The following is a 25,194-nucleotide window of genomic DNA, read 5'->3' as shown; positions in this document are numbered from 1 at the left end:
GAGGTCACATAGGCTGTCGATCATGTCGATCATCGCCGAACGGCCGCTCTTCTCGAAACTTCAGACTCTTGCGAAGCGCGGTGGCGCTGAGCTGCATTATCTCCGCAAGGTCATCGAGGCGGGCATGCTCAAACTCGATCCGCCCAACGTGCTCGCGGCGATCGTCCGCGACTTCTACCGGTTCGGTGAGATCGGCGCGGTACCGGGCTTCGGCGCGCACCGCAGCCCGGCTCGGACCGCCATCATCGACGACGAGGGCTCGATCACCTACGCCGAGCTCAACGACGCCGTCAATGCCCTGGCGCACGGACTGAACCGTCTCGGTATCAAGGGCGGCGACGGCGTGGCCATCCTGGCGCGTAACCACCGCTGGTTCATCATCGCGAACTACGCCGCACACCGCGCCGGTGCCCGGGTGATCCTGCTCAATACCGATTTCTCTGGGCCGCAGACCAAGGAGGTCGCCGAGCGTGAAGGCGCCCGTGTCCTGATCTACGACGCCGAATATGCCGAGTTCCTGGACGGCTACAGTCCCGAGCTGGGCCGGATCATGGCCTTGCCGACCAACCCGGAGAACCCGGATCAACCCGCCTCTGACGACGAGACCATCGCCTCGGTCATCAAACGCAACAGCACCTCTGCCGCGCCGCGCCCCTCGAAGTACTCGTCGTTGGTGATCCTGACCAGTGGCACCACCGGCACGCCGAAGGGAGCGCCGCGCAAGCTGGCGCTGACCCTGGCGCCGGTCGGCGGCATGTTTTCGCATGTGCCGTTCCGATCTGGCGAGGTGACATCGGTGCCCGCCCCGATGTTCCACGCCCTGGGATACCTGCATCAGAGCCTGGCGCTCACCCTGGGCTGCACCCTGATCCTGCATCGCAAGTTCAAGCCGGAGAACGTGCTCTCCGATATCGAGAAGTATCGGGTGACCGCCGTCGTGGTCGTTCCGGTGATGCTCAACCGCATCTTGAACGCCATTGACGAGGCCGCGAGCAAGCCCGACTTGTCTTCCCTGCGTATCGTTTTCGTGTCGGGATCACAGTTGGGTGGCGAGCTGGCCTCCCGCGCGCTGGACACGCTGGGGCCGGTTATCTACAACCTGTACGGCTCCACCGAGGTCGCCTTCGCCACCATCGCGCGGCCCCAGGATCTGGCCATCAATCCATCCACAGTGGGCCCTGTTGTCAAGGGCGCCACCGTGAAAATCCTTGATGACGAAGGAAAGCCGGTCTCGCAGGGCATCGTCGGGCGGATCTTCGTAAGCAACGCAATTCCGTTCGACGGCTACACCGGCGGCGGGCACAAGCAGATCATCGACGGACTGATGTCCAGTGGTGACGTCGGCTACTTCGACGAGCATGGGCTGCTCTATGTCTCCGGACGTGATGACGAGATGATCGTCTCGGGTGGCGAGAACGTGTTCCCGGCAGAGGTCGAAGACCTCATCAGCGGACACCCAGAGGTCATCGAGGCGACCGCATTGGGAGTCGACGATCCGGACTGGGGTGCACGGTTGCGTGCGTTCGTGGTCCGCCACCCCGAATCGACGGTGGATGCCGACGGCATCCGTGCGTACGTGCGCGACAACCTGGCCCGATACAAGGTGCCACGTGACGTTGTCTTCCTGGATATCTTGCCGCGCAACCCCTCCGGCAAGATCCTCAAGCGCCAGCTGCGCGACTTGGAGGTATAGCCGATGTCCCGGGAATACGACATCGTTCTCTACGGAGCGACGGGATACGTCGGCAGACTTACCGCGCAGTACCTGGCGGGACGCGTCGAGGCCACTGGCGCACGGATCGCACTGGCGGGACGAAACACCGAAAAGCTTGCCGCCGTGCGTGATGAGTGTGGACCGGCGGTGCGAGACTGGCCGTTGATCGAGGCCGATGCCACGCGACCGGCCACGCTGGCGGCCATGGCGGCTTCTGCTCAGGTGGTTGTCACCACCGTCGGGCCGTACACGAAATATGGACTGCCGTTGGTGGCCGCGTGTGCCGAGGCGGGAACCGACTACGCGGACCTGACCGGTGAGGTCAACTTCGTGCGGGAGAGCATCGACGTCTACGGCAAGCAGGCCGCCGACACTGGCGCCAGAATCGTTCACTGCTGCGGATTCGATTCCATCCCATCGGATCTGAGCGTGTATGCGCTGTACCGGCAGGCTCAGGAAGACGGTACCGGCGAGCTGCTCGAGACAACCTATGTGCTGAGCAAGTTCCGCGGCGGTGTCAGCGGTGGCACGGCCGCATCCATGGTCGAGGTAATGGAGGCGAGTGCCGAGGATCCGGAGGTGCGCCGCAACTCTCAGGACCCCTACTCGCTGAGCCCGGACCGCCCCGCCGAACCGGAAGTGGGGCGCCAACGTGAATTCCAGACGCTCCGTGGTGAATCCGTGGCGCCGGAATTGGCGGGCAAGTGGCTGGGAGCCTTCTTTATGGGACCGGTCAACACCCGGATTGTGCGACGTAGCAACGCATTGTTGGACTGGGGTTATGGAACCCGGATACGTTATCGCGAGGTGATGAGCCTGGGAAGTTCGGTGGTCGCGCCGATCGCCGCGGCCGCCGTCACCGGATTCCTGACGGCCGGCTTCGGGCTGGGGACGCGGGTCCGCATGCCGAAATTTGTTGCGCAGCGTCTACTTCCGAAGCCAGGCTCGGGCCCCAGCGAGCGTACCCGGAACAAGGGTCACTACCGCGTCGAGACGTACACGACCACAACCCAGGGTGTGCGGTACCGCGCGGTCATCGCGCAGGAGGGCGACCCCGGATATAAGGCGACCGCCGTGCTCCTGGGTGAAAGTGGCCTGACTCTGGCGCTCGATCGCAGCGAATTGCCGGACAGACTTGGGGTTTTGACGCCTGCGGCCGCCATGGGAGATCCATTGCTGAAGCGGCTGCGGGTGGCCCAGGGCGTGACGGTCGAAGTCGAACGGCTCTAGTTCTCCGGTAAACGAAGGAGTGGGTGTATGTCGGTATCAGTGGTAGAGGCGGGGCCCCAGCAGGTGCGTCGCTCGGTCGAAGTGTCTGCTCCGGCATCGGAGTTGTTCGGTATCGTCGCCGATCCGCGACGCCACCACGAACTGGACGGGTCGGGAACTGTCGGCCAGAACATCCGCACGCCTGATCATCTCGAGGTTGGTTCGCGCTTTTCCACCGGCATGCGGATGTTCGGGCTTCCTTACCGCATCACCAGCACCGTGACGGAGCTCGAACCCGACAGGGTCATCGAATGGCGGCATCCGCTGGGCCACAAGTGGCGGTGGGAATTTGATGCCCTATCGCCAACCAGTACCCGTGTCACGGAGACGTTCGACTTCCGTAATGCCGGTGCGATACAGACCCTGCTGAACTACAAACTGCCTGGCTTCATCAAGGCAAACGCCAGCGGGATCGAGGGCACACTGACGCGACTTCAGGGCCGCTACAGCTAGCAGGCAAACGGCCTGCCGCCGGGACGCCGATTACCCGGCAGATTCCTTGGCAGCCCGGGTGGTCGGCGCGTGAGCTATCGCCTCGAGCACCGTGACGATCTCGTTGACAACCTCGCTGGCGCGCTCGTTGGGCAGCATGTGGCCCGAGCCCGGGTAGGTGCGCAGCTCGTTGGTCTCCAGCGCCGCGGCAATGATGCGGGAATCGCCTGCCGGAGTGAGGAAGTCGCGGGCACCCGCCAACACCGCGGCGGGCTTGCCACGGAAGGCGCTCAGGCCTTCGGTCAGGTCCTCGTGCAGCACCATGCTTTCGGCGGCATCCTTGTAGCTGCGCGGGGTGCCGGAGCGGATTTGGTCCCACACTCGGCTCACGTCGTACGGCCGTGGGTCACGCCCGAACACCAACGTCGAAATGATGGGGCGCATGAGATAGCCCTGCTGGAGGAACCAGCCCTGCGCCACCACACCCAGGATCACCGCCTTGACGACTTCGAACACCGGCGGGACGACCCGGAGCCGGTGCAGCAGCCGGCCCGCCGAGGTGGCGACGAAGACCGCGCCGGATATCCGCCGCGCGACCAGGTCCGGGTGATACTCACCGAGGCCCATCATGGTCATGCCGCCCATCGAGTGACCGACGATCACGATCTGTCCGCTCGGGATTTCGGCATTGATGAAGTCGGCTGCATCCGTGGCCAGTTGGGGAACGTTCACCGAGCCTTGGGGTGCCGGATCGGACTGACCGTGGCCCCGGTGATCCAGTGCGACGATGCGCAGTTCGGGATTGCGCTCGTGCAGCGGACCCGCCACATCGTCCCAGGCCTCGCGGTTCTGGGTCCAGCCGTGCAGGAACAGCACGGTGACGGGCGCCGTGCGGTTCCCGGTATCTGAGAACCCGATTCGGGTGCCGTCAGCAGCGGTGAAAAAGTCCTCATGCTGACGCCACGCGGTTTCGGTCGCGGTATTACGGGTCACGCGGTAGTCCTAACAGTCGCTCGGCAATGATGTTTAGCTGCACTTCGGAGGTGCCACCGTAGATGGTGGTGGCACGGCTAGCTAGAAGATAGTCGGCCCAGCGACCTTGTTCCTGCTCGGAATCGCCGATAGCGCCGTCCGGTCCGAAATGGTTCACCACGAACTCGGCATATCCCTGCCCGGTACGCATGCCCAGCAGCTTGGACACGGCCGCCGACGGCATCGGGTCGCCGCCGGCCAGAGTGAGGAGCGTGGAGCGCAGATTCAGCAGCTTCACCCCATGCCCTTCGGCGATGAGTTGGCCCGCCCGGTCGCGTGCGACCTCGCTGAGCTCGTGCTCGCCGATGAAGGACACCAGGTCGTCGAGGCTGGCCAGGAACGGCAGGTCGGAGCTGCCGATCGAAACCCGTTCCGCGGTCAGGGTGTTGCGGCTTACCTCCCAGCCACGGTCGACCTCGCCGACCACCAGCTCATCGGGTACGAACACATCGTCGATGAAGACCTCGTTGAACAGTGCGCCACCGGTCATCTCGCGCAGCGGCCGAACGGTGACACCCTCACTCTTCATGTCGACCAGGAAGTACGTGATGCCATTGTGTTTGGGAGCGTTGGGGTCGGTCCGGGCCAGGCAGGCACCCCAGTCGGCGAACTGGGCCACCGAGGTCCAGATCTTCTGGCCGGTGAGGCGCCAGCCGCCGTCCACCTTGACTGCCTTGGTGGACAGACCCGCGAGATCGGACCCGGCGCCGGGCTCGGAGAACAGCTGGCACCACATCATTTCGCCCCGGAACGTGGGAGGCAGGAACCGCTGCTTCTGCTCCTCGGTGCCATACGCGACGATGGACGGCACCAGCCAGGTCGCGATGCCGAGCTGGGGCCGGCGCACCTTTCCGGTGAGGAATTCCTGCGAGATGATCACCTGCTCGATGGGTGACGCGGCGCGCCCCCAAGGCGTCGGCAGGTAGGGCAGTACCCATCCGCCTTCGGCGATAGCGGTGTTGCGCTTCCCGGACGGGATTTCCTTGAGGGCGGCGACCTCGGCACGAATCTCCTGGCGCAGCGCCTCGGTTTCCGGTGCCAGGTCGATATCTACCTTGCGCAGGCCGTGCTCGACGGCGGTGCGCACCACTGTCGTGGGCGCACTGCCGGAACGCCCCAGGGCAGCAATGAGACCCAGCGCTCTGCGGTAGTAGATGTGGGCATCGTGCTCCCAGGTGTAGCCGATGCCGCCGTGTACCTGAATGCAGTCCTGCGCGCACTGCTGGGCGGCCGCCGGTGCCAGTGTCGCCGCCGCGGCGGCCGCGAACTCCACAATGCCGGCGGTCTCGTCCTCATCGTCAAGGGCGCGTGCGGCGTCCCACACCGCAGCGGTCGCACGTTCGGTGACGGCGGCCATGGTGGCGCACTTGTGTTTGATGCCCTGGAACTGCCCGATGGGGCGGCCGAATTGCTCACGCACCTTGGCGTATTCGGAGGCGATGTCGGTGGCCCAGCGGGCCACGCCGACGGCCTCGGCCGACACAATCGTGGAGATGATGCTGGTGGCCCGGGCGTCGGTGAGGTTGGTCAGCACGCGATCGGCGGGTACCTGGACCGCGGAGGCCGTCACATGGGCGACCGGTCGCAGCCGGTCCACGCTCTGCTGCGGTGCGAGGGTGACGTCATCGGCGCTCAGAACCACCCACACTCGATCGGCACCGACCGAAACCGGGGCCACCACATAGGCCGCTGATGCCGCCGTCAGTACCGAACGAGCCTGCCCATCGACGGTGAGGCCGTCGCCGGAGGCCGTACCGTTGAACGACGACGTGGAGGCGAAGGTGGCGATGGACGCGCCGGAGGCCAGGTCGCCCAGCAGCGGGTGCTCGGGATCGTGGCCGCTGATCAGCGCGCTCGCGATCACCGACGGGACGAATGGCCCGGGCACGGCGCCCCGCCCGAACTCGGCCACCACAATCGCCAGCTCCAGTGCGCCGAATCCCTGGCCGCCAACGGATTCGGCGAGGTGTACGGAGGTAAGACCCTGATCGGCAGCGGCCTTCCAGAACGGGGGAGGCCACGGCAGAGGCGTTTCGAGGGTCTCGTGCAGCAGCTCGGAGGGCACCACACGTTCGACGAACGCGTGCGCCGAATCTGCAAGTGCTACATGCTCACTGTTGATGGCGATAGGCATTGGTTGCTTCCTAACTAGTCGGCGCTGGGCTCGCTGTGGCTGGCGCGGTTCTCGTATGCGGCACGCGCCGACGTGCCATGGGCGTCGAGCATGAAGTGGTCCATCCCCAGCGATCGCGCGGCGGGACCGTACAGCGCCCGGGGCAGCATGGCCGTTGTCCGCAGCAGCGGGCCCAGTTTCTTGGGCACCATGACGGGGAACTTGCCTTTTCGTACGGCCTTGAGCACACCGGCGGCAATGTCTTCGGGCTGAACGATTCCCAGTAGCCAGTGTTCTTCGAGACCGGCCACCAGCTCGGTGTTGACGACGCCGGGCATCACGCAGACGACGGAGATGTTGTCGTCCTTGAGTTCGAGGGTCAGCGACTCACAGAGACCGACCACGGCCCATTTCGTCGCGCAATACGTGGCGAGACCGGGCACGCCCATCTTGCCCGCCGCCGACGCGATGTTGACGATCACGCCGCCACCACGCGGTTTCATCCGCGCGATGGCGAGCTGGCTGCCCCACATGACGCCGCGCACGTTGATATCCAGCTGACGTTGGATGGATTCCAGCGACTCTTCCCCGAACGGTGTGATCGGCATGATGCCCGCGTTGTTCACGATCACATCGACGGGCCCCACGGTGGCCGCGATGGTGTCTAAGAAGGCTTCGAAGCTGCCGTAATCGGTGACGTCGAGTGGCAGGCCGATGGTGCCGTTACCGATCTCCGCCGCGGTGTTCTCACACAACTTCTTGTCGATATCGCCGATCGCCACCTTCGCGCCTTCTGCGGCGAACGCCGTGGCGATGGCCCGGCCGATTCCGCGTGCTCCGCCGGTGATGGCGACGACCTTGCCCGCGAGCTGTACAGCTGTTCCCATTCGTCCTCCCACGCCATTGTGGTTCGTTTACGAATACTCTCTAGTGTAAATCTCCGGGCGCTAGCCTAGCGCACGCGGTCAGCTAGCGGCAGTCCCTCATGTATACGCCGGCAGTTGTCTATGGCGTGCTCCAGATAGCGCGTCATGGTGTCTGCGGTGAACCATGTGACGTGTGGTGTGAGCACCACATTGGGCAGGGTCAGCAAGGGGTTGTCCGGCGAGATCGGTTCCTGTGCAAAGACATCCAGTCCCGCCGTCCCCAGGGGGCCTTGTCGCAGCGCGTCGATCAGTGCCGTCTCGTCGACGACTGCGCCGCGTGAGGTGTTCACCAGGACCGATCCGGGTTTCATCCGGGCCAGGGCCGCGGCGTCGAGGAGGCCAGCGCTGGCCTCGGTCAGCGGGAGATGCAGCGACACGATATGGCTGCTGGTCAACAGGTCATCCAGGCTGCGCCAGCCCGCGGAACCGTCGTCGCGGGTGCTGGTGTGCAAGACACGGGCGCCCATCGCCAGCAGGATCTGTTCCAGCGTCTTGGCGATGTTGCCGTATCCCACCAATCCGACTGTGCAGGAGCCGATATCGCGCACAGTGTCGCCCAGGGACTGATCGGTGGGCCACCCGCGACCAGCGCGGATGTCCCGGTCCAGTCGCGGCAGTTGCCGCAGTGCGGCGAGCATGAGCAATAGCGCGCCCTCGGCGACCGAGGGCGCGTTCGCGCCCGGCATGTTGGCGACGGCCACCCCCTGCGCGGACGCGGCATCTAGCGCGATGGTGTTCACCCCCGCACCGAACTTGTGGATCAGCCGCAACCGTGCGCCCTTCGCGACGTCATCGGCAGAGAGCGGCCGAAGCACATGCCACAGCACCTCGGCATGCGGTAGCTCGGCGTAGAAGGTGTCGTCATCGTCCTCGGCGCAGAAGCGCACGTCAAGCCAATCGGCGTGCGGTGCAAGCTGTTCGCGGACGCGTGGGCCGCCCGGAAAGTGGGCGAGGACCTTTACTCCCACCGCTTGCTTGCCCACTCTGCAATCGTATCTGCCTGCTCCTGGCGGGCTCCGGGGTTCTGGAAGTAGTGGTCGGCGTCGACGGAGGCTTGGGACTTATCGGTCGAGCCCAGTGCGTCGTAGATGTGTTGAGCATCCGACGGAAAGACCCCGGTATCGCCGTCGGCGTTGATGACCAGGGCAGGAACGGTGACATCGGCAAGATGTGGTTCGGCCCGGGTCTGCGCGTGCGACAAGCTCCACATGCCGAGCCAGTTTTTCAGTGTGGTGGCACAACCGATTCCGAAAGTAGAGCGGTTGGCCTTTACCGGCACACCTGCGTAGCAGAGGTTGGCCGGGCGTTTGGTGGGCTCCAGGGTGGGATCGACCATGCGAGGGTCTGCCCAGGTCCGGTGCACGGTGAAGGCGCGGTCGCTGAAACCGTCGGCGCGCACGCGGGCGAGTTCGTCGAGCGCCCATGCGGTGATCCGGTGGTTACGCGCCACCTGTCCTTCGCGGTACTTGGTGACGAAAGCGGGGGAGTAGGCCGGGCCGTTGTCCTCGTTGAACAGGTCCAGGGCCGGGTCGGTGGAAGTCGGGTCGCTTTCATCGATGACCGAGGCGTCCATCCAGTCGGTCAGCACGTCGGGTCGGCCCAGGTGTGCGGCGCTGGCGACGTAGCCCGATGCTGCGGGTAGCGTGTCCAGTCCCTCCGCGGGACGCATGCCCTCCAGGGGTGTCACCTTGGGAGCCACCGCTTGCGACTGATACGCCGCCATGAGCGAGCCGCCTCCGGAATTTCCCAGCAGCAGCACGGTTTCCACGCCCGCCTGCTCCTGTAGCCAGCGCACGCCCACGCCGATGTCCACCAGGGCGTGGTCGAGCAGGAAGTGGCTTTCGAACCCCCGGAATCGGGTGTTCCAGCCCAGGAAACCGTATCCGTGCCGCGCCAGGTATTCGGCGATGTAGTGCTCCGAGAAGTCGATCTGATAGTGGGTGGCGATGAAGGCGATCTTGGGCCGGGTACCCGCGGCCCGGTGGTACAGCCCCTGGCATGGATGTCCGCCGGCGCCGTTGCGCCCCGCGGTGGGCGATGGCAGCCCGACAAACTCTCGCTCGACGGTCACTTCGGTGGGCATTCAGCAGACCTCCTTGGAATAGATGGCGCGATAACAGATTCCGGCCAGGGTGTCGATGCAGGCATCGTCGTCGACGGTGGCGGCATTGCCCTGGCTGAGCTGGTTGTAGGCGAACTGGTTCATCATCGAGACAATGGCGCTGGCCATGAGGTGCGGATCATTGCCGGGGCTGTATCCGTCGCGCTGTGCGCGTTTGATGGTGGTGGTCAGGAAATCGATGGGCTCGGAACACATCTGATTCCAGAACTCGGCGAATTCGGCGTTGATCATGGCCAGCTGCGACACGCTGATCATCTCGGCGAGCTGGTGGCGCCAGGTGAGCCAGTGCGCGGTGGCGATATCTCGCGCGCGCTGCTTGTTGGAGCGCCCGTGCCCGATGACCGCAGATACCCGTTCCTGCGCCTCGGTGCGAAATCGCATGGCCCACTGCGCGACCATCGCCTCTTTGGAGTCGTAGTAGTTGTAGAACGAGGCCGTGGACCGCCCCGCCTCGGTGGCGATATCGGCAACGGTGGTGGCGAGTATTCCCTTGCGGGCTATGACAGTTCGGGCGGCCTCATCGATCGCGGCCTGGGTTTGACGGCCTCGCACGGTGGGTTGGACCACGACGTCCCTTTCTCGCCGAATGAGTATTGACCCGTTTCTGAATCTGATGTTAGATTCAGATTAGCGTAAAGCGCAAGACAGTCATGCGGTCGGATCAAGGAGGCTCCCCGTGACGATGATCAAACCGAACAACCCCAACTCCGAGTTCGAGTTCGGCGGGTTCAACCATGTGGCGCTTGTGTGTTCGGACATGGCGCGCACCGTGGATTTCTACACCAACGTGCTGGGCATGCCGCTCATCAAGTCGCTCGATCTGCCCATGGGGCAGGGGCAGCACTTCTTCTTCGATGCCGGGGGTGGCGACAGCCTGGCATTCTTCTGGTTCAAGGACGCGCCGGACGGTGTCCCGGGCATCTCGGCTCCGCCCGCCATTCCGGGAATCGGCGACATCGTGAGCGCCGTGAGCTCCATGAACCACATCTCGTTGCATGTTCCCGCCGAGAAGTTCGATGAGTACCGCGTCAAGCTCAAGTCCAAGGGCGTACGGGTGGGGCCCATTCTCAATCATGACGAGAGCGAGTTTCAGGTATCCAGGGAGCTGCACCCGGGCGTTTACGTGCGGTCGTTCTACTTCCTTGATCCCGATGGAATTACTTTGGAATTCGCGTGCTGGACAAAGGAATTTACTGCTGCGGATGTGGCTGTCGCGCCGAAGACGGCCGCCGAGCGCACTCCGAGGGAGGTCGCTACCGCCTGATCGGCTCGAGGAGCCGGGTCAGAATGGCGATGAGTTCGTCCGAGCTCAGCTTCAGCTGGCCGGATACCCAGGCCGCGAGCGTCTGGCCGACGCCACCGACGGCGAAATACGCTGCGGCACGCATCGATTCATCGTTGGGTAGCTGATACGTCTTGTTCAAGTGCTGACCGGAGAGCGTCGTAAATAGCTGCTCTGCTGCGCTACGGCGTTGTGCGATTACCGAATTGGCCGGATTGCTACCGAAGAGCAGGTGGCCGATTCGGGGATCGGCGGCGATGACGTGCACGATGTTGGCGATACCCGCCGCGGTCTTCTTACGCAGCGGTGCGGCGTCCACGGCCTTCTGGGTCGAGGTGGCGACCTCACCGATCACGCCGTCGTACACCTGCGCCGTGAGCTCGTCCAGATCGGTGAAGTTTTCGTAGAAGTACCGGGCGACCACGCCGGCCTGTTTGCACACGCCGCGGACCGTCACATTCGGTACGGGACCGGACGTCAACAGATCGAGGCCCGCCTCCAGGAGCCGGTTCCGACGCTCGGCCTGGCGATCAGGGGCTTGCACGCCCCCATAGACCCGCGATGACGTCACCAGTACATCTTGACAGGTGGCACCCCGTTGGAAGATATTTGAGAACAATCGTTCGCAGATTGAAGGGGTCAACGGTGACAATCGAGCGGGTGTCTGAAGTGGACGAATCGACCGTCGGCGACGGAGGTCCGGGTACCCGGAGTCGTCGCGACGAGCCGGTGCCACCGGCTGCGCGCCTCTCGCCGGGGTGGTCGTGGCGGCGCCAGCCCACCATGGTCGACAACATGATGGGGCTGGCTCTACTGGCAGGCCCGGCCAACATCGTCATGCAGTTGGCGCGCCCCGGTGTGGGATACGGCGTCGTCGACAGCAAGGTTGAGAGCGGGCGCGCCGATCTGCACCCCGTCAAGCGGGCGCGCACCACGTTCACCTACCTGGCGGTGGCCACCATGGGCAGCCCCGAGCAGAAGGCGGCATTTCGCAAGGCCACCAATCGATCGCATGCGCAGGTGCGATCGGCTCCCGGAGACGCCGTGCAGTACAACGCCTTCGACCCGGACTTGCAGAAGTGGGTGGCGATCTGTCTCTACAAGGGATTCGTCGATGTGTACGAAACCTTTGTGGGTCCGATGACGCACGATATGGCCGAGCGGTGCCTGCAAGAAGGCGCCGTCATGGGAACCACGCTGCAGATGCCGCTGGCGATGTGGCCGAAGTCGTGTGCGGAGTTCGACGCGTACTGGCAGCAGTCCCTGGATCAGGTTCATATCGATGATCACGTCCGGCCTTATCTGTACCGGATCGTGTCGGCGTCGATTGCGGTTCCACGGTTCATGCGAAGGCCGGTGGGTGCCTTCTCGAGACTCATCTCGACGGGATTCTTGCCGCAGCGGTTCCGGGACGAGATGAGGCTGCCCTGGAGCCCGGCACGCCAGCGAATCTTCGGCGCTGTCGTCACGCTCCTTGGCCTCGCCAATCGCCTGCTGCCCAATGCGCTGCGTCGTTTCCCCTTCAACGCCCTGATGATCGACCTCAACTGGAGAATTCGCACCGGTCGCGATCTGGTCTGATCAATCGTCGAGCTAACATGCGGATCTTGTTAGCGGCGCCTCCTGAGCCCCATCTTCTTCGTGACCATGTGGTTAAGAGTGTTACCCAAATTTATTGAATTCGACGTCTAGTTATGAGCAAAACTGTCCGCGTGCTCGGTGTGTGGGCTGGTGGGCGCGGATGCACGCTGCGCGGAGGGCTCGGGTTGTGACAGATGTGTTGCACCGCCATTGACAGAAGTGGATCTAGTCATTGCTGGATCTACAAGGGGTGCCTCACGCCGTGAGTTAACAATGTACGCAGCGAACTTTACGGCGGGTGATCAAATCCGCCGTTTACGCAGTACAAAGCCAAAAGTGCGGGATCTTGATCGTGCGTGATCTGTACGCCCCGCACATTTGCCTCATCGCCATAGTGACGCTGGCCACAATTGCGGAAGCGGGTGGCTTTGGTGTTGCCAGATGGTGCCCCAATAGTTAGATTTCCCCCGGTACGAAAACTGGTAACGGACGTTTCCTTTCTAGGGGCGCGAAATACCGGTCGTTTGCACGAGGGTTCTCATCGTCGGGTTGTGCCGAGACTTCCACGCCCGACGGCTCTTGAAACGAGCACTTTTGTATTTGCTGTTGGGGCTGTTCTGAGAGGACACGCGCGTGGTCGCGGTGAACGAGGGCTCGTCTGCAACGACCCGGCTGAGGGGCCGGATCGGCAGCGTGCGGCGCCCCCGTCGGTCCCCATCGGCAGTCGGTCAGACCTCCGCGGGGCACCGCGCAGCGAGGTGGGGCGAGCAGTACAGCCGGTGGCTGCTGATCTCCGATACCGCCATCGTCGCGGGTGCCGGCTGGACCTGGGTCGAACTGCGTAACGCGACGAATCCGATGACTCCCGCCGAGCTGTGGATCCGGATTGGCTTTTTCTGCTACTGGGCGCTGCTGCTCGGTGTGTACCGCAGCAGGGATCTGCACCTCATGGGCAGCGGCGGCGAGGAGTACCAGCGGGTGCTGCGCGCGACATTCCACATGTTCGGTCTCTTCGCCATTGTCAGCGTGCTGTTCAAGTTCAACGTCTCGCGTTTCGCGCTGGGGATGGCGCTCATCGTGGGGATCGTGTTCCTGCTGCTCAATCGGAAGATCAGCCGGACCTGGCTCAACCGGCAGCGTGCACGCGGTAAGCAGATCTTCAGGGTGGTGGTACTCGGCGGGGATGCCGCGGCGCTCAACCTTGCCGAGGCCTTCGGGCGTGACACCGCGCTCGGATACCGCGTGGTGGGTGTGTGCGTCCCCGGATATCTGGGTGCGCCGGGCCAGAACATCGAGGTCATCGACCGGGTCATCCCCATCCTGGGTTCGGAGAACCGGATCGTCGCGGCAGTGCTGGAGGCCGGTGCGGACACGGTGGCGGTGACGGCCACCGAACAGCTTGGCCCGGAGAAGATGCGGGAGCTCGCCTGGCGTCTCAGCGAGATCGGCGTCAATCTGCTGGTAGCGCCGGGTGTGTTCGATGTCGACCAGCCTCGGGTCCGGGTGCGGCCCGCCGGGTCGGTGCCGCTGATTCATCTCGCCGAGCCGCAGTACGAGGGTGCGTCCCGGCTGCACAAGGTCCTCTTCGACCGGGTCGGCGCGCTCCTGCTCATCATCGGATTCAGCCCGATCCTGCTGGCCTGCGCCCTTGCGGTGAAGTTGGAATCACGCGGACCGGTGTTCTACTCGGCCGAGCGCATCGGCGTGCGGTCCAAGCCCTTCCGCATGATCAAGTTCCGGTCCATGGTGGCGAACGCAGACCAGATGGTGGCGGCGCTGCTGGCACAAAATGACGGCGCCGGACCGCTTTTCAAGATGCGCGAAGATCCGCGGGTCACCGTGGTGGGCAGATTCTTGCGCCGTACCAGCCTCGATGAACTGCCCCAGCTGATCAATGTGCTGCGCGGAGAGATGAGCCTGGTGGGCCCCCGGCCGCCGCTGCGGCGTGAGGTCGAGGAGTACACCGACGTCATCAAGCGCAGGCTGCTGGTCAAGCCCGGGATGACCGGTCTGTGGCAGGTCAGCGGGCGCTCCGACCTGCCGTGGGATGAGGCAGTACGGCTGGATCTGTCCTATGTCGAGAACTGGTCCATGGTCTCCGACGTATCGATCCTGTGGCGCACGTTCCGCGCGGTGGCACGTAGCGACGGCGCCTACTAGCGCGCCATCCGCGCGCCCACGCATGTCAACCTAGTTGTCACAGTCGCGGAGTATTGTCGCGACCATGCGTACCGATCGTGACAATTGGGACATCAACACCAGCGTCGGCTCCACTGCGCTGTTCGTGGCAGCCAGCCGTGCGCTCGAGGCCACGAAACCCGCGCCGCTGGCAGTCGATCAGTACGCGGAGGTGTTCTGTCGCGCCGCCGGTGGGGAATGGGCCGATCTGGTCGCCGGGGGCTTACCCGAACACCCTTTGCGTTCAGAGGAATTCGGACAGTACTTCGTGAGTTTTCAAGGCGCGCGCACCCGCTACTTCGATAGTTACTTCGGCAGGGCGATCGAGGCCGGCGTCAAACAGGTGGTAATCCTGGCTGCGGGGCTGGACTCGCGCGCCTATCGACTCGACTGGGCGCCGGGTACCACCATCTTCGAGTTGGACCAGCCGCTCGTGCATCAGTTCAAGCGCGAGGTGCTCGCCGAGCATGGCGCCGAATCCAAGGCATCTCGGCAGGAGATCTCGATCGACCTGCGCGAGGACTGGGGTAAAGCACTACAGGACAAGGGCTTCGATCCATCGGTGCCGTCGGCGTGGATTGTCGAAGGGCTGTTGATCTACCTGCCGGCCGACGCGCAGGAGCGACTTTTCGAATCCATTGATCAGCTGGCCGCCCCGGGCAGCTTTGTGGGCATCGAGCAGATGACGACGTACGCCGATGTGGTCTTCGACATGCTGGTCGCCGACGCCAACGAAAGCGGCGACCAGGCGAATTCGGACTTCTTCTCGCTGATCTACAACGAGCAGCGCAGCGAAGCGTCCACCTGGTTCCATTGCCATGGTTGGGATTCCGTGCGTACCGAGCTGCTGGACTACCTGAATGTCTCGGGCCGTGCCGTGCCGGAGCCGAGCCAACCCGCGTGGTACATGTTCAACTCGATCAGCCTGGTATCGGCAGTGAAGGGTTAAATATTCAGATGCCGATCCAGGAATCCGGTCATGCGGCGCAGGTAGTCGCCCTGGTTCACGTGCAGGATGTGATTTCCGGGGAACCAGTGCAGCGCACAGCGATCCCAGTGTTCCCACAGCATCTCGGCCTGCTCCGGGGGCGCTAGGCGATCGCCGAGGCCGGTGATGATGAGGCGCTGCTCCTTGGGCACGACCGGTTGATAGGTGAGGGGTGATGAGTAGGAGAGCGCGCCGTCCAGCTGGTTCTGATCGAGATGGCCCAGCTTGGCGGCCAGCTTGATCGTCGGTTCGGCCGGAACCCAGCCGTGCAGAAGCGATTTCACATCGACCACGGGAACATTGGGGATGGTGACATCAATTCGGCGCTCCACGGTGGAGATCAATCCGGTGGTGTAGCCGCCCAGCGACAATCCCGTCAGCCCGATCCGCTCCACGCCGGTGCCGCGCAGATAGTTCACGAAAATCCGGAAGTCATGCACGGCCTGGCACATCGACTCTGAGAAGCCGGTGAACCCGTGGCTGAAGTACCCGGCTCCGCTGAACGGTGAATACTTCTCGGCGCGCCGTCCGTGAAAAGGCAAGGTGTACAACAAGATGTCGTAACCGTTGCGGAAGAACCAGGGAAGCGCGAAGAACACCCCATTGAGCAGATACGGCGACCCGAAGAACCCGTGAATCACGCACAGGGTGGGGCGTGGACCGTCGTCGTGGCGCCAGTGCTGGGCGCGCGCGATGCTGTTGTGCGGGAAGCGTTGCCAGTAGTCCCGCAGAGCAGGATTGCGTGCCACGTAAGGGCTTTCGAAGTCCAGGTTTTCGACGTTGCCCTTGGCCAGGGCCTGCGCGAGCGGCCCCGCGGGGCGCGAGAACACCACGGGTGTGGTCTCCGGTGCCGGGAAGGAAAGGTCCGCATCGCCCACCGCGGCAAGCTCGCCGTAAAAGGCCAGGTTGTCACGCTCACGCGCGACGAATTCCCTGTCGATGATGAGGCTCGGGGCCACGACTCCCATGACAGACAGGGCGCCGACGGTGCGTAGGGCCACGTCGGTGAGTGCGGAGGTTTCGACCATGGCGCGTTCGCGAAAGGTCAGGTCACCGCTGCGGGGCAGTTGAGGGCGTGCGGTGGGCGCGGCTCGCGGGGTGATCCGCGGCTGATCTATGGGTTCCGATAGCTCCGCTGTCATGGGTGTCCCTTTCGCCCCCTGTGCTAGCCACGCTGCTAGCTCATAGCGAATGCTAGGGCACCCAAGCGAAATTCGTCCGGCAACGACGGTGACGCCGCAGGCTTGGCGGGAGTCGGGAAACGGCGAGAAAGCCAAGCAAAACAGTGTGCTGCTCAGGTCTGCGGGCAGCACAAATACCGTTTACGTTTCGACTAGTTTCGACAATAAAACTTGTGCCGTCAACCCCTTGTGCTAGCTGAGGGGCGGGTTCAGAGTGAAGGTATGTCCGAAGCATGGATTGAGGGCTTGCCGGTCCAGCGGATCATGTTCCGTGACGGATTGGTAATCAGCCTGGGTGACTACAACGAGGTGGTTATCGCCGTGCCGATGTGGCTCACGCTTCCCCCTGCGGGGCGGTGGCCACGGGAAATTGTTTGCGTCGATCCGAAAGCGATCCTGGATGAGGAGCGTCCGCTCTTCAGCATCTCGGGTGCAACGTGCACCGAGGCCAGGTGGAACGACAAGGGCGATTTGCACATGGAGTTCTCCGATGACCACGCGATCGACGTGCCACACCACGACTTTGACACGGCGTGGGAGATCTATGGCAAGTACCACGGGTATGTAGCCAGTCTTCCGCGCGGCAAGGTCCGCGTGGTGCGCCACGATGTGCCGGAGGAAGCCGGGGCCTAACCGGTTTCGTCGCGATCGAACCAGACGGTGGGCATCCGGCCCATCCACATCGCCGCGCTCATGGGGCACCGGGATGTCAAGATGAACTGACCGTGTACGCGTACCTGATCAACACGGACGACAACTCGGGCAGCATGGCCGCGCTCGGCGCGCTATCCGCCCCGGCGGCGAAGCCAAGTTATGGCGCGAATGTGATCCCGCTGCACGGATAGGTCACGGCGGGGCGCCCGCTTCGCGGAGTGCATCGCACACCGCGGACACTGCGTCGCCGATAGCGACGTGCTCCCACAGGCGGATGACAGTCCATCCCGCCTCGGTCAATATTTGTGTCTGCTCAACATCTCTTTGGGCGTTCTTCGCCAGCTTTGGTAGCCAGTAGGAGTTGTTGGACTTCGGGGGCCGGCCGTGTTCGGGGCACCCGTGCCAGAAGCAGCCGTCGAGGAACACCGCCACCCGGTGCCTCGTAAACGCAACGTCGGGTCTGATGATGCGACCCTCCGCGCGAACCGCGTAGTCCTTTCGGAACCTCAGCCCGCGCGCGTGGAGCGCGCTCCGCAGGAGTAGTTCGGGCCGCGTATCCGTGCGGCGGATGGCGGCCATGTTGCGAGACCGCGCTGGTGACGGTGTTGCGGCGTTCGGTTCCGCGCGCGGTCCCGGCGCGTCATTATCGGCTCCAACCGGCACAAGCCGTACGGTACTGCTTGAGAACTTGTCCCCGTTGTCGGCCACCCCGAGTAGTATCGAACACATGTTCGATAAGCGGGATGCAAAAGCGGGGTATGGAAGGAGCAAGTCGACCAATGGGACGTCGCAAAGCCGCCGACGGCAACGACGCGATTGAGGGCGCTCGGCCGTACCGAGTCGCCAGCTTCTTCGCCGGTATCGGCGGATTCGATTTGGGTTTCGAGCACGGGGGGATCGAGACCGTCTGGCAGTGCGAAAAGAAGTCGTTCTGCCTCGACATCCTCGCCAAACATTGGCCCGACGTTCCTCGGGCTGACGACATCACAAAGGTGGTTGCTGATGACATCCCCGAAGCGGAAATCTGGGCGGGCGGCTTTCCCTGCCAAGACGTCAGCCTCGCCCGAATGGGCCCTCGCAGTGGACTTAGAGGAAAGCAATCAGGGCTCTTCTACGACTTTGCAGAGCTTATTGGCGCGCGTCGCCCCGAAATTGTCATCCTCGAAAACGTTGCGGCACTCCTCTCTTCCCACGACGGAAGAGATTTCGCAGTCATCGTTCGGACGTTGGCCGACTTCGGGTATGGCGTGGCGTGGCGAGTACTTGACAGTCGCTACTTCGGCATCCCCCAAAGTCGCTCTCGAGTCTTCATTGTCGGATCTCTTGGAAACCCGGAGACCGCCGGCTCGATACTTTTTGAGCCCGAATGCGGCGACCGGGATGATGAGGCGCGCCGACCGGATGGGACGAAACCTGTTTCCCCCTTTGCGGTCCGCGTTGGAAATCCTAAGCAAGGGTATGTAAAGAAGCTGGCTCATTGCCTTTACGCGGAGTCCGCTCGCCACACCGGGACGGACTGGTCACGCAACTACGTATCGTACCCCGAGGGTGCAGTCAGGCGACTAACGCCTCTGGAAACCGAGCGGCTGCAAGGCTTTCCGGACAACTGGACGATGCCAACTCATGAGATGCCCAACCAGGACACGCTTGAGTCTGCGCGGTACCATGCCTGCGGCAACGCAGTTTCGGTGCCTGTTGCGGAGTGGCTGGGTCACCGAATCGTCGCCGCGCTGAGTGCGCAGCGTGCGGAATCTCAGACGTCGGCTTTAAAGGTGACGCCGAGGTCAGCGTAAAGGCGCTGTAGGTAGGCGGCGCAGGGGCGGTGCTTAGGTTCTTCGGGCAGCCACTCGTCGGGAATCCGTTCTCCATCGGCACCCAGGCGGGTCATGCTCATGGGATCGACTAAGTCGGCCAAGCTGGTAAAGCGGACGTAATAGTCGTCGCCTTCCTTCGTAGGCATGAGAATTCCGGCGTCGAAGGCCCAGTGATGGAGCTTGCAAAGGGCGATGCCGTTCTGCACTACGTCTAGATCGTGCTGGCTCCATGCGAGAATGTGAGCCGCGTCGATGCCTGACCGAACGCCGTGAATTCCTCCAAACAGCGCTCCGCAGAAGGCGCATCGATTTCGGTATGCGGCGCGCACTTCGGCACTGAATTTGCGGCCGGATGCACCCCGGATTTTGGCCAGGCGGTACTGGTGCGCGGACCGTGCGCTGACTTCGGGTGCGTCCTCGCCCAGTTCATCTGGTGGCGGCAGCGTTGGGCCGACCGGGGGAGTGATGCTCGTCAATCGCTCAAGGGCAGGCAGCGGATCGCCACCGAGCGTGTAGTTGGAGCCCGGAGTGTCGGCGACTGCTTCGCAGATGTGTCTCACGGTGGTGGTGAACTGAACGCGCACGACCTCGCCGCTGGCCATGAAGTCCTGGTGACTCTTAACGAGGGTTTGCAGATTCTGCGGCAGTACAGCAGCTTTGGTGTACACAGTCGCGATCCGCGCCCATCGAGCGGCGACGCCTATTTCATCTCTATGGCCTTGGTTCTCGACCGCGACGAAAGATGGGACGAACGTCACGAGGTCGGTGACGCCAGTAAATTCGCTGTCTGCACCGAAGCCAATCTCGGTAATGCTGTAATCCTTGGCGCGGATGATCGGTTCGGTCGCTGGAGTCGTCTTGAACGTCCGGGCAGGGTCGGGCAGTAGCAGCATCGGCGCAACAATTCGGCCGATCTGGATCGGCGGAGTAAGCATCGAGCGGAGCCGGGGTTTGCCACTGTCTCCCGGATCGAGCCAGAGACCCGTATCTCGCACAATCCCGTCTGGCCATCGCATGCTGAACGTCCACGCCTCTAGGCTGCTGGCGCTATAACCCGAGTGGTTTCCGACGACTTCGTACTCGCCTCGGCCGGTGGACGCTGACGTCGCCGCCGAGTTCGACCCCGAGGTGCGGAAGCCAATGTGCAAGCCGACGATCCCTGTGCTGAGTCCCGAACAGCTACTTGTTCGCGATGAGATGCCAGTATCCCACCTCGGTGCGGCATGTCTACGGATTGCGAAAGAGCCGTGTCCCGGCAGGAGGCATACGCCGCCGGTGTACGGGACCGTCCGCGTTAAAGGAGCGGCTGCTGGGCGAGAATGCCCTGGTCAGAGTGGAGCCGATGACGGGAATCGAACCCGCGTATTCAGCTTGGGAAGCTGATGTTCTGCCATTGAACTACATCGGCGGAGAGTGATCTGTCCGGCAGAACCGGTAGTACCTCTCGGCGTGTGAGCTTACATGTGAGGCCGGTGCTTGGTCCGCGCCATCACCACCTTGGGCCGTGCGACGCGGACAGGCGATCAGGAACCGCGCTTGACCAGAGCGCCGGTGATGAGTCGGGCCAGCATGGTTTCCAGGTCGGCGTCGAAGTTCAAATGAATCTCTGCCAGTTCAGGTTCAGCCTCGATGGCCGCGATCGCGCTGGCAGACGGCCGGGCGTACATCCACAGCGCGGCACTGGTCACCACGGTAGATAGGGACACACTCTGTGCATCGTCCCCGAGTTCGGGGATAAAGCTGCGGATGGCCTCGCTGAACTGGGAGATGCTGGCGTGTGCCGATCGCCGGAAACACAGCAGCGTCGCGTCTGCGACATTGTGCTCCAGCACGCCCGGCTGTGCGGTCATCAGGTCACACAGCACGGCGTGCTGCCGCAGTGAACGGCTGAGCAGTGCGGCCAGATGGTCGGCACGTTCCTGCGCCGAGCCGGAGTGCGTGTCGCCAGAGAGCTCCGCCACAATCTCGCCGACCCAGCAGCGCAGTGAGGCATCGAGAAGTTCCAGGAGCACGGCCTCGCGTGACTCGAAGTAGCGCACCATCGCCGACTTTGCCAAACCAGTACGGCGGCTCAGTTCATTCAGGCTGATCTGGCTGACCGGCATGTTGCTGAGCATCGACGACGCCGTCTCCAAGATGGCTTGCCGACGGACCTCGCGCTGCTCCTCGTTACGGGCGCGCCGGAAGGTCATGGCCCGATTTTAGTGTCCGGCCAGCTTCCTCATAGTGAACCGGCGGTCTATTACCGTGATACGGTCCTGCCGTAATAGACCGGCGGTACGCAATGTGGCGGCGCCGGCTCTCGGTAGTTGGGTCTCATCGGCAGGAACCTGCGGTCCTGGGCAGGGCAGAAGCAGAAGGGGATATGCGCGGTGTACCGACTGTTGAAGCGGTTTTGGATTCCGCTGCTGCTGGTGATTGTCGTCGGGATCGGTGGATACGCGATTACGCAGATCCGCAGCTCGGCGACTCCGCGCCCGCCCAAGCCGGGTGAGGGGTCGGGCATCACCGCCAACTTCAACCCCAAGCACATCACCTACGAGATCGTCGGGACGGGCGGCACCGCGAATCTCAACTACCTCGATGAGAACGGGCAGCCCCATCTCATCGAAAATGCCCCACTGCCTTGGTCATTCACGATCGTGACAACCATGCCGTCCATGTCGGCCAACATCGTCGCGCAAGGCGATCGCAACGTCAGCGGTCTTGGGTGCCGCGTGACGGTCGACGGTGGCGTGCGCGACGACCGAACCAGCACAGACAAAGTCAAACCGTTCATCTACTGCTTGGTGAAATCCGTATGAGCAACGCGCACGCGAAACCACACCGGCCGTTCGTCGGCCACATGATCCGGATCTTCTCGCTGCCGATCATCTTGTTCTGGGTCGGGCTGGCGATCATCCTGGGCACGGTCACGCCCTCACTGAACGAAGTGGCAGCCACCAGATCGGTGCCGCTGAGCCCGCAAAACTCGGAGTCGTACCAGGGGATGCTGAACATCGGCAAGGTGTTTCAGCAGTACGACTCGGACTCTTCGGCGATGGTCGTCCTGGAAGGCGACGACAAACTCGGCGACTCCGCGCACAAGTACTACGACGAGATCGTCGCCAAGCTCAAGGCCGATCACGAGCACGTGCAGAACGTCCAGGACTTCTGGAGTGATCCGTTGACCGCAGCGGGCTCGCAGAGCGTGGACGGTAAAGCCGCGTACGTGCAGATCTTCCTCAACGGATCGCAGGGCACCAGCGCGAGCTATGAATCTGTCGCTGCGGTGCGCGAGATCGTCAGCTCCGTGCCCGCGCCGCAGGGCATCAAGGCTCATATCGCCGGCACCTCCGTGCTGAACGCCGACACTCAGGTTGCCGGTCACCAAAGCATGGCGACCATGGAATTGGTGTCGGTGGGCGTGATCGTCGTGATGATCTTGTTCATCTACCGCTCCATCGTCACCATGCTCATATCCATGGTCATTATTGGCCTGGAATTATTTGCGGCACAAGGTGTTACGGCAACTGCCGGATACTTGAACGTCATCGGGCTGACCCCGTACGCGGTAAGCATGGTGACAATGCTGGCGCTCGCGGCCGGCACTGACTACGTGATCTTCCTATTCGGCCGGTACCACGAGGAGCGGTCGAAAGGCCTCAGCCGCGAAGACGCGTATTACGTTGCCTATCACGGTGTCTCGCACGTCATTCTGGGCTCCGGTCTGACGATCGTCGGCGCGTGCATGTGCCTGACCATGACCACGCTGCCCTACTTCCAAAGCATGGCCCTGCCGTGCGCGATCTCGGTGCTGGTGATCGTGCTCGCGGCGCTGACATTGGCGCCCGCCGTGCTGACGGTGGCCTCGAAGTTCGGGCTGTTGGAACCCAGGGGCAAGCTCTCCACCACGGGGTGGCGCAAGGTCGGTACCGCGGTAGTGCGCTGGCCCATCCCCATCATCGTGATGACCAGCATGATTGCGATCATCGGCTTCGTCAGCCTGATGACCTACGTGCCGCAGTACAACGATCAGAAATTCACGCCCGCCGATATGCCGGCCAACCGCGCGATGGACGTGGCGGACCGGCACTTCTCGCAGGCCCGTATGAACCCGGAACTGCTGATGCTGGAGGCCGACCACGATCTGCGCACCCCGGCCGACATGCTCGTCATCGACAGGGTGGCCAAGGGCATCGTCCATATGCGCGGTATCGAACGGGTGCAGACGATCACCCGTCCGCTCGGCGCCCCCATTGAGCACAGCTCGATCCCGTTCCTCATGGGCGCGCAGAACGCGGGCACGCTGCAGACCGCAAAGTTCAACAATGACAGCTCGGCCCAGATGCTGGAGCAGGCCGACGAGTTGAGTAAGACGCTCTCCAGCATGGAGCGGATGTACAGCCTCATGCAGGAGCTCACGGGCACCATGCACAGCATGGTGGGCCGGACTCACGAGATGGTGGCAACCATCCAGCAGATGCGCGACAACCTGGCCAATTTCGATGACTTCTTCCGGCCGCTGCGCAACTACTTCTATTGGGAGAAGCATTGCTTTGACATCCCGGTCTGCCAGTCGCTGCGATCGATCTTTGATGTTTTGGACAGTGTGGACGTGCTCGCCGACCAAATGAGTGGTCTGGTCACCGATATGGATCGCATGGATCAGCTGATGCCGCAGATGCTGCCGGTCCTGAGAACGACCATCGATTCGATGAGCCGTATGCGCGATTTCATGCTCGCCATGCACAGCACCCAGGCGGGCACCCAGGCCCAGCAGCAGGAGATGGCCAAGGGCGCCACGGAAATTGGCCTGTACTTCGACCAAGCCAAGAACGACGACTTCTTCTATCTACCGCCGGACGTGTTCACCAACCCGGACTTCAAACGCGGCCTCAAAATGTTCGTCTCCCCGGACGGCAAGGCGGTTCGCTTCATCATCACCCACCAGGGCGACCCGGCGTCGGTCGAAGGCATTGAACACGTCCGTGACATCAAAGGTGTTGTCGCCGATGCGGTGAAGGGCACGCCGCTGTCCAATGCGAAGGTTTCGTTGGCCGGCACCGCATCGATGTACGCCGATATGCAGGACGGTGTAGCCGTCGATCTGGCCATCGCAATCATCGCCTCGATGATCCTGATCTTTGCGATCATGGTGCTGATCACGCGCAGCGTGGTGGCCGCCCTGGTCATCGTCGGTACTGTGGCCGCGTCCCTGGGCACCGCGTGTGGCCTGTCAGTGCTGTTGTGGCAGGACATCCTTGGGCTCGGTGTGCAGTGGATCGTCATCCCCTTATCGATGGTGATCCTGCTCGCGGTGGGTTCGGACTACAACCTGTTGGTGGTCTCGCGGCTCAAGGAGGAAATCCACGCCGGGCTGCACACGGGCATGATCCGCGGCATGGGCGCCACCGGTCGCGTCGTCACCGCCGCGGGCATGGTGTTCGCGTTCACCATGATGTCCATGATCGTCAGCGATCTGCGGGTGGTTGGCCAACTCGGTATGACCATCGGTATCGGCCTGATTGTCGACACCCTGATCGTGCGCGCATTCATGACGCCCGCCATCGCGGCGGCACTGGGCCGGTGGTTCTGGTGGCCGATCAACGTCTTTGAGATTGTCCGGCGCGGCCGCCAGCAGCACGCCTCGGAACCGGCGACGGCGCCCCTCGCGGTGGTGGATGCGGGCCAGCAACCGCCTTCTGCTCCCACCACCTCCTGAAAAGTCTTGGCTAGCATCGAGGAAATTCTCAGCCTGGCCTCAGTGGATGCAGGCACTGTGACAGTGCGAACCAGAGGCGGACAGTGCCCTGACTGCATCGTGAGGAAGAAGGACATATCGATGAACTACCAGCCTGGGCATCCGCCGTACGGAACCGAATTCCCATTGGGCCAGCACGGCTATCGCCAGGTGCACGGTCCATCC

The 25,194-nt window shown here is 63.2% G+C and carries 23 protein-coding genes and 1 tRNA gene; 12 read left to right on the top strand and 12 right to left on the bottom strand.

Annotated features, from left to right (window positions below):
• The first annotated feature begins 22 nt into the window (after positions 1 to 22).
• The 3 genes from fadD2 to BB28_RS21915 are packed head-to-tail and all read left to right on the top strand — an operon-like array spanning position 23 to position 3,436.
• Positions 23 to 1,693 (top strand): long-chain-fatty-acid--CoA ligase FadD2, encoded by a 1,671-nt coding sequence (fadD2, locus tag BB28_RS21925; protein ID WP_046255040.1) that lies wholly within the window; start codon positions 23 to 25, stop codon positions 1,691 to 1,693.
• 3 nt (positions 1,694 to 1,696) lie between these two features.
• The gene (locus BB28_RS21920; protein WP_046255039.1) at positions 1,697 to 2,944 is read left to right on the top strand and encodes a saccharopine dehydrogenase family protein; all 1,248 of its coding nucleotides are present in this window, start codon (positions 1,697 to 1,699) and stop codon (positions 2,942 to 2,944) included.
• A 27-nt stretch (positions 2,945 to 2,971) separates the two neighbouring features.
• Positions 2,972 to 3,436, top strand: coding sequence for an SRPBCC family protein (locus tag BB28_RS21915; protein ID WP_046255038.1), 465 nt, complete (start codon positions 2,972 to 2,974; stop codon positions 3,434 to 3,436).
• A 30-nt stretch (positions 3,437 to 3,466) separates the two neighbouring features.
• Here BB28_RS21915 and BB28_RS21910 read toward each other — a convergent pair whose 3' ends face one another.
• The 6 genes from BB28_RS21910 to BB28_RS21885 all read right to left on the bottom strand — a co-directional run bounded on the left by BB28_RS21910 (position 3,467) and on the right by BB28_RS21885 (position 10,175).
• A complete protein-coding gene (locus BB28_RS21910; protein WP_046255037.1) occupies positions 3,467 to 4,408 on the bottom strand; it encodes an alpha/beta fold hydrolase in 942 nt (313 codons plus the stop codon).
• Entirely contained in the window at positions 4,398 to 6,581 is a 2,184-nt protein-coding gene (locus tag BB28_RS21905; protein ID WP_046255036.1) for an acyl-CoA dehydrogenase family protein, read from the bottom strand. Before BB28_RS21905 ends, BB28_RS21910 begins: the two co-directional genes overlap by 11 nt.
• Positions 6,582 to 6,595: 14 nt before the next feature.
• Positions 6,596 to 7,447 carry an SDR family oxidoreductase gene (locus tag BB28_RS21900; RefSeq protein WP_046255035.1) on the bottom strand — a complete coding sequence of 284 codons (852 nt, stop codon included), beginning with the start codon at positions 7,445 to 7,447 and terminating at the stop codon, positions 6,596 to 6,598.
• Between the two features lie 65 nt (positions 7,448 to 7,512).
• Positions 7,513 to 8,469: a 2-hydroxyacid dehydrogenase gene (locus BB28_RS21895; RefSeq protein ID WP_046255034.1), complete on the bottom strand. Its 957-nt coding sequence runs from the start codon at positions 8,467 to 8,469 to the stop codon at positions 7,513 to 7,515.
• A complete protein-coding gene (locus BB28_RS21890) occupies positions 8,445 to 9,569 on the bottom strand; it encodes an alpha/beta hydrolase (RefSeq protein ID WP_046255033.1) in 1,125 nt (374 codons plus the stop codon). The genes BB28_RS21895 and BB28_RS21890 overlap by 25 nt, the downstream gene beginning before the upstream one ends.
• Positions 9,570 to 10,175, bottom strand: a complete 606-nt coding sequence (locus tag BB28_RS21885; protein WP_030097221.1) for a TetR/AcrR family transcriptional regulator — start codon at positions 10,173 to 10,175, stop codon at positions 9,570 to 9,572. It lies immediately after the preceding gene.
• Positions 10,176 to 10,290: 115 nt separating this feature from the next.
• Between BB28_RS21885 and BB28_RS21880 the strand changes: the two genes are divergently transcribed.
• Positions 10,291 to 10,872: a VOC family protein gene (locus tag BB28_RS21880; RefSeq protein ID WP_046255032.1), complete on the top strand. Its 582-nt coding sequence runs from the start codon at positions 10,291 to 10,293 to the stop codon at positions 10,870 to 10,872.
• Here BB28_RS21880 and BB28_RS21875 read toward each other — a convergent pair.
• Positions 10,862 to 11,464, bottom strand: coding sequence for a TetR/AcrR family transcriptional regulator (locus BB28_RS21875; RefSeq protein ID WP_046256072.1), 603 nt, complete (start codon positions 11,462 to 11,464; stop codon positions 10,862 to 10,864). The genes BB28_RS21880 and BB28_RS21875 overlap by 11 nt on opposite strands.
• A gap of 71 nt (positions 11,465 to 11,535) precedes the next feature.
• On the opposite strand from BB28_RS21875, the gene BB28_RS21870 reads away from it, so the two are divergent.
• From BB28_RS21870 to BB28_RS21860, 3 genes are all read left to right on the top strand, one after another.
• Positions 11,536 to 12,471, top strand: coding sequence for an oxygenase MpaB family protein (locus BB28_RS21870; RefSeq protein WP_052740320.1), 936 nt, complete (start codon positions 11,536 to 11,538; stop codon positions 12,469 to 12,471).
• A gap of 633 nt (positions 12,472 to 13,104) precedes the next feature.
• Positions 13,105 to 14,631 carry a sugar transferase gene (locus tag BB28_RS21865; protein WP_225421958.1) on the top strand — a complete coding sequence of 509 codons (1,527 nt, stop codon included), beginning with the start codon at positions 13,105 to 13,107 and terminating at the stop codon, positions 14,629 to 14,631.
• A 64-nt stretch (positions 14,632 to 14,695) separates the two neighbouring features.
• The gene (locus BB28_RS21860; RefSeq protein WP_046255031.1) at positions 14,696 to 15,598 is read left to right on the top strand and encodes a class I SAM-dependent methyltransferase; all 903 of its coding nucleotides are present in this window, start codon (positions 14,696 to 14,698) and stop codon (positions 15,596 to 15,598) included.
• Here BB28_RS21860 and BB28_RS21855 read toward each other — a convergent pair.
• A complete protein-coding gene (locus tag BB28_RS21855; protein ID WP_046255030.1) occupies positions 15,595 to 16,779 on the bottom strand; it encodes an alpha/beta hydrolase family protein in 1,185 nt (394 codons plus the stop codon). The genes BB28_RS21860 and BB28_RS21855 overlap by 4 nt on opposite strands.
• A 261-nt stretch (positions 16,780 to 17,040) precedes the next feature.
• Between BB28_RS21855 and BB28_RS21850 the strand changes: the two genes are divergently transcribed.
• Together BB28_RS21850 and BB28_RS21845 are read left to right on the top strand one after the other, a co-directional pair.
• Positions 17,041 to 17,451, top strand: coding sequence for a DUF6188 family protein (locus BB28_RS21850; RefSeq protein WP_030097214.1), 411 nt, complete (start codon positions 17,041 to 17,043; stop codon positions 17,449 to 17,451).
• A 92-nt stretch (positions 17,452 to 17,543) separates the two neighbouring features.
• The gene (locus BB28_RS21845) at positions 17,544 to 17,663 is read left to right on the top strand and encodes an integrase (RefSeq protein WP_225421957.1); all 120 of its coding nucleotides are present in this window, start codon (positions 17,544 to 17,546) and stop codon (positions 17,661 to 17,663) included.
• Position 17,664: 1 nt separating this feature from the next.
• Here BB28_RS21845 and BB28_RS21840 read toward each other — a convergent pair whose 3' ends face one another.
• Positions 17,665 to 18,135, bottom strand: a complete 471-nt coding sequence (locus tag BB28_RS21840) for a very short patch repair endonuclease (RefSeq protein ID WP_263854167.1) — start codon at positions 18,133 to 18,135, stop codon at positions 17,665 to 17,667.
• Positions 18,136 to 18,251: 116 nt separating this feature from the next.
• Between BB28_RS21840 and BB28_RS21835 the strand changes: the two genes are divergently transcribed.
• On the top strand, positions 18,252 to 19,265 hold the full coding sequence (locus tag BB28_RS21835) for a DNA cytosine methyltransferase (RefSeq protein ID WP_046255028.1): 1,014 nt from the start codon (positions 18,252 to 18,254) through the stop codon (positions 19,263 to 19,265).
• On the opposite strand, the gene BB28_RS21830 is transcribed toward BB28_RS21835, so the two are convergent.
• The 3 genes from BB28_RS21830 to BB28_RS21820 all read right to left on the bottom strand — a co-directional run bounded on the left by BB28_RS21830 (position 19,226) and on the right by BB28_RS21820 (position 21,478).
• Positions 19,226 to 20,221, bottom strand: a complete 996-nt coding sequence (locus BB28_RS21830) for an HNH endonuclease (RefSeq protein ID WP_052740318.1) — start codon at positions 20,219 to 20,221, stop codon at positions 19,226 to 19,228. The genes BB28_RS21835 and BB28_RS21830 overlap by 40 nt on opposite strands.
• Before the next feature lie 399 nt (positions 20,222 to 20,620).
• Positions 20,621 to 20,694: transfer RNA gene (locus BB28_RS21825), tRNA-Gly, on the bottom strand.
• 115 nt (positions 20,695 to 20,809) lie between these two features.
• Positions 20,810 to 21,478: a TetR/AcrR family transcriptional regulator gene (locus tag BB28_RS21820; protein ID WP_046255027.1), complete on the bottom strand. Its 669-nt coding sequence runs from the start codon at positions 21,476 to 21,478 to the stop codon at positions 20,810 to 20,812.
• Positions 21,479 to 21,658: 180 nt separating this feature from the next.
• Between BB28_RS21820 and BB28_RS21815 the strand changes: the two genes are divergently transcribed.
• Both BB28_RS21815 and BB28_RS21810 read left to right on the top strand, forming a co-directional pair.
• On the top strand, positions 21,659 to 22,090 hold the full coding sequence (locus BB28_RS21815) for an MmpS family transport accessory protein (RefSeq protein ID WP_046256068.1): 432 nt from the start codon (positions 21,659 to 21,661) through the stop codon (positions 22,088 to 22,090).
• The gene (locus tag BB28_RS21810; protein WP_075874138.1) at positions 22,087 to 24,990 is read left to right on the top strand and encodes an MMPL/RND family transporter; all 2,904 of its coding nucleotides are present in this window, start codon (positions 22,087 to 22,089) and stop codon (positions 24,988 to 24,990) included. The genes BB28_RS21815 and BB28_RS21810 overlap by 4 nt, the downstream gene beginning before the upstream one ends.
• The last annotated feature ends 204 nt before the right edge of the window (positions 24,991 to 25,194 follow it).

Origin of the sequence: Mycobacteroides chelonae CCUG 47445, assembly GCF_001632805.1 — a bacterium.
Classification (GTDB): Bacteria; Actinomycetota; Actinomycetes; order Mycobacteriales; family Mycobacteriaceae; genus Mycobacterium; species Mycobacterium chelonae.
The sequence above is the reverse complement of the archived record's forward strand: the minus strand, read 5'-3'. Positions and strand labels throughout refer to the sequence as shown.